General features: G+C 41.1%; 7 protein-coding genes. All 7 read right to left on the bottom strand.

The window, feature by feature from the left end:
* Positions 1-754, bottom strand: a 754-nt coding sequence (locus AC1DSB_RS11460) for a VWA domain-containing protein (RefSeq protein ID WP_477586750.1), incomplete at its 3' end; no start/stop codon positions are given.
* Complete coding sequence (locus AC1DSB_RS11455; protein ID WP_477532064.1) at positions 738-2507, bottom strand: vWA domain-containing protein; 1770 nt, start codon at positions 2505-2507, stop codon at positions 738-740. The genes AC1DSB_RS11455 and AC1DSB_RS11460, both read right to left, overlap by 17 nt.
* Positions 2508-2519: 12 nt before the next feature.
* Positions 2520-3395, bottom strand: a complete 876-nt coding sequence (locus AC1DSB_RS11450; RefSeq protein WP_477532063.1) for a DUF58 domain-containing protein — start codon at positions 3393-3395, stop codon at positions 2520-2522.
* The gene (locus AC1DSB_RS11445; RefSeq protein ID WP_477532062.1) at positions 3392-4384 is read right to left on the bottom strand and encodes an AAA family ATPase; all 993 of its coding nucleotides are present in this window, start codon (positions 4382-4384) and stop codon (positions 3392-3394) included. The genes AC1DSB_RS11450 and AC1DSB_RS11445 overlap by 4 nt, the downstream gene beginning before the upstream one ends.
* A gap of 12 nt (positions 4385-4396) precedes the next feature.
* Entirely contained in the window at positions 4397-5842 is a 1446-nt protein-coding gene (locus AC1DSB_RS11440) for a hypothetical protein (protein WP_477586749.1), read from the bottom strand.
* Between the two features lie 13 nt (positions 5843-5855).
* The gene (locus AC1DSB_RS11435; protein ID WP_477586748.1) at positions 5856-6701 is read right to left on the bottom strand and encodes an ABC transporter permease; all 846 of its coding nucleotides are present in this window, start codon (positions 6699-6701) and stop codon (positions 5856-5858) included.
* The coding region (locus AC1DSB_RS11430; RefSeq protein WP_477586747.1) for an ABC transporter ATP-binding protein at positions 6698-7346 on the bottom strand (649 nt) is incomplete at its 5' end. The genes AC1DSB_RS11435 and AC1DSB_RS11430, both read right to left, overlap by 4 nt.

The following is a 7346-nucleotide window of genomic DNA, read 5'->3' as shown; positions in this document are numbered from 1 at the left end:
TATTAGAACCAGGCTCGATCTGGACAGATTGTTTTGATAGAAACTGGTCATTTTGAGAAAGAATCAGTTCACCTTTTACGGCTTTCGTTGATTCCACTTGAACAAGCAGTTGTTGCTGTTCTCCTTCAAACGCTACAGGAGGTGTTTCAAAACTAGTGATGGCAACATCTTCCGATTCAGGACGATTTAATATATACGTATCTATTTCCACATTACCGCCTGTCATCCTCGATAGTTGATCGGATACAGATCCTTCATTTTCCAGTCCATCGGATAACAAAACGATGCGCGTCGCTTTTTGTTGATCCGCAAGATTGGTTGCAAGTTGTATACTTTCAGAAATATTGGTTTTGCTATCATTTTCAGAACCGATAAATTCTGGTACATCTTCTGTTAATAGAGATAAAGGTACCTGGGTTTGAAATTTACCGTCAAACGAATAGAGACCGACCACTTGATGATCTTTCTTTTCAGCAAGAGCTTTTACGAGAAACTCTGTGTACTGCTTATCAGTCCCTTTGGTCGAGGCCGACCGGTCCACTACAAACAGTAGTTGCTCTTCTTTAATCGGTAATAGTAAAGAAGGCATTGCCAATGCAAAAATCAGCAAACTTACTGCTACTACTCGGATGACAAAAATAAACTTATGCTCCCGAGTCATTCGGTTTTTAGTTTTCCACCATGCAAACGCAAAATAGACAGCTGGCAATAGGAATAACAAAAGCCAGGCAGGCGATTCAATTCGTAATCCCACGACGTCGTTGCACCTCCCATTCAATCATTAGCAATAATACAATGAGAAGTAGGAACCACGGAACTAATGAAGTCTTGACAGTCTCCTGTATGCCTTCTTGTGAAGCCGAGCCGATTGCAAAAGAAGTTCCTTTTTCAAGGTGTTTCTCTTGTTGTTCAAGTGCGACGGCAAAGTGCTTTTCAATATTTCCTGATGTCAAAACATAAAGTCCTGGTCGACTTGGCGCAGAAAATTGCCCGCCATTTTGTATTGTTTTGATATACTCATTGGATTTTGAAAAAACTTCCCATTCATTCTTCTCTTCATCCGACACCAACGACAGTGATTTTCGTTCATTTGGTGAAAAAGTTCCGATTTCATTATCGTTCGTTGCCATTTGTTCCCGTGCACTCCATAAGAACAATGGGAATGATGGATGTAGTGGCCAATCAGTCATCTGTATGTCTGCTAATATGATTAAATCTCCCCTGTCCGATCGTTGGATGAACGGCTGCTCTTCTACTCGGGCGATTGTCTCATATTCAGGAAACGGAGGATACAAGCTGCTGACGAATATATCCGACATATCCGCATAGGCAAACACATCATCTCGCTCCGTCGCAATCGTGCCATTTACTTCTTTGGCATTTTCATCATTCCGTCCTATTAACAGGACAGGTGATTCAGAAATAGAGAGTTGGGACGTTTGATTGGTCACCACAACTGCTTCCCCAGGCAAGTCACTTAATTGTTCAGTGGGAACAGAACTTACCGGAATATCCATGGCTTGAAAGGCTGCTGAAACGAGTTCATGGAGATTCCCATCCACGTAAGTTTGAGCCGATTGTTCCTGCAATAAAACGGATGATTCGTTATCTATTGTGTAATCATCGTCTACTCGCAGATTAGCTGTAAACCCTTCTGCATCAGGTAATTCTTTGAATGATAGAGACAGTGTGTCTTTTGCCGGAATTACAACTGCCTTTTTGAGTAAAACCTCTCTATTTTCCAGTGAGCTGATTTCCAATGTTCCCTTCTTATCATCTTCAGTCTCATTTTCTAGCTGGATTAAAGCTGCAACACCTTTATCGGAAGCGGTTGCACCAAAACGTAAGATGGAGACGTTCTCCAAATTCTCTGGTGCTCCTTTTACAAACCACGTAAGGGTTTCGTTCTCCAAGGGGAGTTCGTTTCTTTCAACGTGATCCGTGAACAAGTATATTGCTGTTTCTTTTCCATTCAGAAGTGATTTTGTGAAATCCAGCATTTTAGGTAAGTTCTCTTGTTCATATTGCACTTCCAATTGATCAATCGTCGATTTGATCACATTTTCATTCGTTTCGTCACGCAATAAAATAGTCGGCTCTTCACCCGTCGTGATCAACGTTAAAGGTTTACCTGCCAATTGTTCAGATAGCGCATTCATTTCTTTTTTATGTTGTTCAAAGACCGTCTCCCCATTTGCTGTTGCAAGCATGGTGGCGGAAGTATCCACCACCCAAATAATGTGTTCCCCCGCAATCGCCTGTGATTTGAGATATGGCTGAAGTAATGCGAACATAAGTAATAACAGGGCGAGCATTTGCAAGTAAAATAAGGCATTACGTTGCAAATATTGAAGATACGGAGAAACTTTTGATTCTTTCATGACGGTTTCCCAGAACATTGTGGAAGAAATCTTTTTTTCTATATATTTTTTTCGGAAGAAATAATAGAGAAGTACAGTGATCGGGATGATCGCCGTCCATAAAAATACTAGTTGTCCAAAGCCCATAGACGGCTCACCTCAATTTATCCAGTTTGACCGAATCATTTGATGGAAAAGAATATGACTGATATCGTCCTTTGTCTCCACTTTTAAAGTGTGAATACCAAATCGGCGACACAGAATATCAAGTTCCTGAAAATGCTGATGTCTTTTCTTTTCATAATCTTCCACTATTCTCGAAGAAACGGACACATTCAATCGTTCCTCTGATTCGCGATCGACCAATTGTAAGTCCCCTGAGAATTGTGGCGATACTTCATCACTCGATTGTACGAGAATCAACCGTATATCCTGAGAAAATCTTGGCATCGAACGTAAGCATCTTTCCCAGTCAGCAATTGGTTCGAGTCCATCCGTGATGATAAATAATACCGTGCAATCTTTAGCACTGTATTGCGCGGACTGATGAGTGAAAGAGGTGTTCATTGCAGGTTCGGAAAGATTGGTTATGTATGATGTAAAAGCCTTTCTGTACACTGCACCCTTTCGTCTGAAAGGGGCTAGCTTCTCTTCAGTAGGCGTCGCAAACGATAACCGATCGTCTCTCCCCAATACAAGTTGTCCAAGTGAAATGGTCAGTTGTTTAGCCAGAAGCCACTTTTTTTCTTCTTGCATCGACTTTGTACTATCCAACAAAATATGCACACGCATTTCTTGCTCATCCAAAAACCGTTTGATGAAATATTTGTCTGTCCTTGCAAAGACATTCCAATCAATTTGCCTTACATCGTCACCCGGGTGATATTCCCTGAAGTCTGAAAAGTCGAGTGAAGAACCAAAACGCATCGAGCGATGAGACCCTTTATGCTGACCACGCAATTTAGACTTCGTTGAAATTTGTAAGCGTCCAATTTTAGAGGACCAGTCCTCTGGTAAAATGGAATCTTTTTTCATGAAGTTTGTCCTTGTTTGATGGATTGAAGTAAATCACTGAGAATGGAATCGGCTGTTTTCCCTTCCGCTTCTCCTTCGTAATTTAAAAGCATGCGATGTCGAAGGACGGGTATTGCAACTGATTTAATATCAGCAATCGACACGTGGTAGCGTCCAGCAACGAGCGCCCGGGCTTTAGCCAATCGAATCAAACTTTGAAGGCCACGTGGTCCACTTCCATATTGAACATATTGTTTAACCTCATCTGTTGCCTCTTCATTTGGGTGTGTTGCAGAAGTCAAATCAATTGCGTATGCAAGCATATCGTCAGCGATCAACACTTCTCTGACCATATGTTGAGCAATCATTAATTCTTCGGCATTCATCACTTTTTGAAGTTGTATATTCTTCGCACCTGTTGTTCTTATAACAATCTCTTTTAATTCTTCTTTTGAAGGATACGGAATTACTATTTTGCATAAAAATCGGTCCATTTGAGCTTCTGGCAGTGGATAGGTCCCTTCCATTTCAATTGGATTTTGTGTGGCCAGGACAAAAAACGGTTTAGCCATTTGTTTCGTATCGCCAAGTACTGTGACTGTTTTTTCACCCATCGCTTCAAGCAAAGCACTCTGTGTTTTCGGTGTAGCGCGGTTTATTTCATCTGCTAAAACGAGTTGGCTAAAAATAGGTCCTTGTTTAAATGAAAATGTTTGCTTGCCATCTTCCGATCGTTCGATTATGCTCGTTCCGGTAATATCTGAAGGCATCAAATCAGGAGTAAACTGGATTCTTGAGAATGATAAATCCAATACTTCAGAAATGGTTCTTATCAACATCGTTTTTCCGAGACCTGGCAAACCCTCCAGGAGGGCATGCCCATCTGCCAAGACCGAGTAAAGAGTAAAATCGACAGCCTCTTGCTGGCCAACGATATATTGACCGATTTCCTGTTTTACTTCGTTTAAACGCTGACTCATTTCTTCATAGTTTGTAGGTGTAAATGACATGGGAAACCTCCATTATTCGCTTGTTTCTAGTGATGAAAAGTAATCCTGTACAATTCGTTGTAAATCTGGTGGTAATTGAAGCCTTTCGGAACTCTTTAAGTACGAATTTCTGTATGAACCAACTACCGCATCATAAGGTTTGACTGTTCCTTTCTTTACTGGAACAGCACTATCTTGTTCTTCTGCTGAAGAACCTTCTCCAATTTTCCCACTATCGACAGTTGACTGGCTCGAACCACCTATTCTTGACGGAACCGACAATAAATTTCGACTTCCCGATCCGGATCCACCTTTCAAACCACCTTGACCCGAACCTTGCCCAGTCCCTTGACCTTGTCCTTGTCCTTGCCCCTGACCTTGTCCTTGGCCTTGGCCTTGTCCTTGGCCTTGGCCTTGTCCTTGGCCTTGGCCTTGTCCTTGTCCTTGTCCTTGTCCTTGGCCTTGGCCTTGTCCTTGTCCCTGACCTTGATTTGAACTTTGACCAGGTGAGCCTTGAGTACCCGATGAAGTTTGACCCTGTCCTGTTCCTTGGGTACCTGTCTGGCCGTTACTTGAATTGGAATTTGATGGATTTGTTTGCCCTGAAGCAGTTTGAACAGGAGTTCCACTCGGTTTCCCTAATTTACTTAAAGCTGTTTGTGTCTTACCTGCCTGTTCAGCAAGATTTTTTGTGGCTTTTTTCAGTGCAGCCAATTCCTCTTTTTCGGCAGACGTCAGTCCATCTTTCGGATCCTCACTAAATTTGGCAGCCTGTTGTTTGTCAGTAAGTTGTTGCTCACGTAACTGAAGTTCTTTTTGTTTTTTAATTAACTCACGCAACGCTTCTTCCGATGTTTCTGTTTTCTTTAAATCATTTTCTAATTTCTGAAGTTCTTTTTTAAGAGATTCAGGTGTTTTTTTCTTTATTGTTTTAGCTACTTCTTTCTTGATTTGTTTCACTAACTCTTTTTCAAGCTCAACGTCTTTCGCTTGAAGCTGTGTTGCAGATGGAAAGGCAATGAGGAAGAGCAATACCATTGACGCAATCCCAATGCCAATCAATGGCTTCATACGCCATAAATCCTTTTTTCTCAGCTTGAATAAATCAAAAGCTGTTTTTGTCATATTTGCTGTTTTTTCACGAAGAGATTGCAGTAACCCGGATTCATTCTCATTGGAATGTAATGCGGTTATCAGTAAATTCTCCGAAAAATATTGATCAAACTGAAGGAGTGAGGACGAATAAGTTGGCTTTCTATAAACGCCCCAAGCCAACGCAATAGCAAAGCAAATACCTCCAGCCGCCATAGCCCACGATACGTAATAAGGAAATACAAATAACCGAGAAGCTAGAAACACAACCGCGACAACAAAGAGACCAAAACATAATGCAGTTTGTGTAACTCGAAATAAATGTTCGCTAATCAATCTTCTATGAACTTTTTTTACAAAGGCTAATAGTTGATCCCGGTTATTCATGGTGTGCATCTCCTCATTTTTGTTTCTTCATATTGACACGTAATTTCTTGATTGAGACGGTAATCGCAAGTGCAGCTAACAAGACATAAAAAATGGTGTATCCTGCCCAAACCGGGAAATCAACTTTCGTCGCTTCATTGACAAAGTCTTCCGTCATGGGATTTAACAAAGAGAAAATTAATATTCCTGGATTGATGCTCGCCCAGAAGTGAGCAAAAGGTGATGGACTTGGAGTAGCTCCCGAACCCAACATGTTTACTTGTATAGTAATCATGAAGAAAAAGGCTGTAACTCCTGCCAGGAAAATCATCGTCCCATATGTTGCAATCATGGAGACAATTGTCTTTTTGGTGATGGTTGAAAACATAACACCAATGCTCCCTACAGTTATCATGGTTAAAAAGAAGAAAAGGAAAATCAAACCTAATTGCCCCGGTGATATGCCACCGAATAAGAACACCAAACTATAAATTGGCAGTCCTGCAATAAGCATCAACACCAAAAATGCGATGGATGAAGATAATTTACCTAGAATGATTTGTAGGGAACTTTGTGATGTGGTCAACAAAATATTAAGCGTTTGTTTTYCACGTTCCGTACTGATGGTTCCTGCCGTTAAGCCAGGTGTAATAAACAAGATTAACCCTAACTGGATGAACGTTAGTAAGCCAAACAGGAAGAAACTCTCTTCTGGTCTGAAAAAGCCGGTACCAGTAAAAGCTGTCGTCAAAAAGATGAAACCAAWTACAAAAATACTCATGGCAATCAAATAAAACAAAATACCGGTGAAACTTTTCAGCGATCGGAAGCGGAGCTTCACTTCTTTAACGAGAACCGGATTATTCACATTGAGTCTCATACTGTCTCCACTCCTTTCGTTATTTCCATAAAGACATCCTCTAAATCTGTTTCTTGCTCAGCAAATGACAAAATAGACAAATTCTCTTCTATTGCATGCTTCAGTAAGCGCATCTGATCATCTTCTGACCCGCGATATTTAAACGTAATTGTGTGTTCCTCAGGCAGTTGTTCAATTCCTGTAACAAATGGATCTTCTTCAAAGAACTTTGCTGCACGATCAGGTAACCCTTTAAGTTTTACCGTAATGAGACGTTCTCCTTTTAATTGAGCCTGAATATCGGAGACGGAGCCATGAGCAATCAGTTTGCCTCCATCAATCACGCCGATTTCATCACACATTTCAGCAAGCTCAGGCAAGATATGTGAAGAAATAAGGATAGTCTTCCCCATTCCTTTCAGTTGCCTTAAAATATCGCGCATTTCAACACGCGCCCTTGGATCCAATCCAGAGGCAGGTTCATCCAAAATCAATACTTTCGGATCATGAATCAATGCCCGTGCCAGACATAAACGTTGCTTCATTCCCCGTGAAAGCAAATCAACGTATTCATATCGTTTATGTGACAAATTCACAAGTTCCAATAACTGAGGAATAAGCTGTGCTCTCTCAGTTTCAGGAATGCCGTAACTTGCTCCATAAAAA

This window comes from Paenisporosarcina sp. P4_E4_2 (genome assembly GCF_056401595.1).
This window is presented reverse-complemented; position numbering and strand designations above follow the sequence as displayed.

What these genes read in the sequence shown, in the direction of transcription:
- AC1DSB_RS11455 (WP_477532064.1), bottom strand. Translation starts at nt 2,507, where the DNA reads ATGGGCTTTGGACAACTAGTATTTTTATGGACGGCGATCATCCCGATC.
- AC1DSB_RS11450 (WP_477532063.1), bottom strand. Translation starts at nt 3,395, where the DNA reads ATGAAAAAAGATTCCATTTTACCAGAGGACTGGTCCTCTAAAATTGGA.
- AC1DSB_RS11445 (WP_477532062.1), bottom strand. Translation starts at nt 4,384, where the DNA reads ATGTCATTTACACCTACAAACTATGAAGAAATGAGTCAGCGTTTAAAC.
- AC1DSB_RS11440 (WP_477586749.1), bottom strand. Translation starts at nt 5,842, where the DNA reads ATGAATAACCGGGATCAACTATTAGCCTTTGTAAAAAAAGTTCATAGA.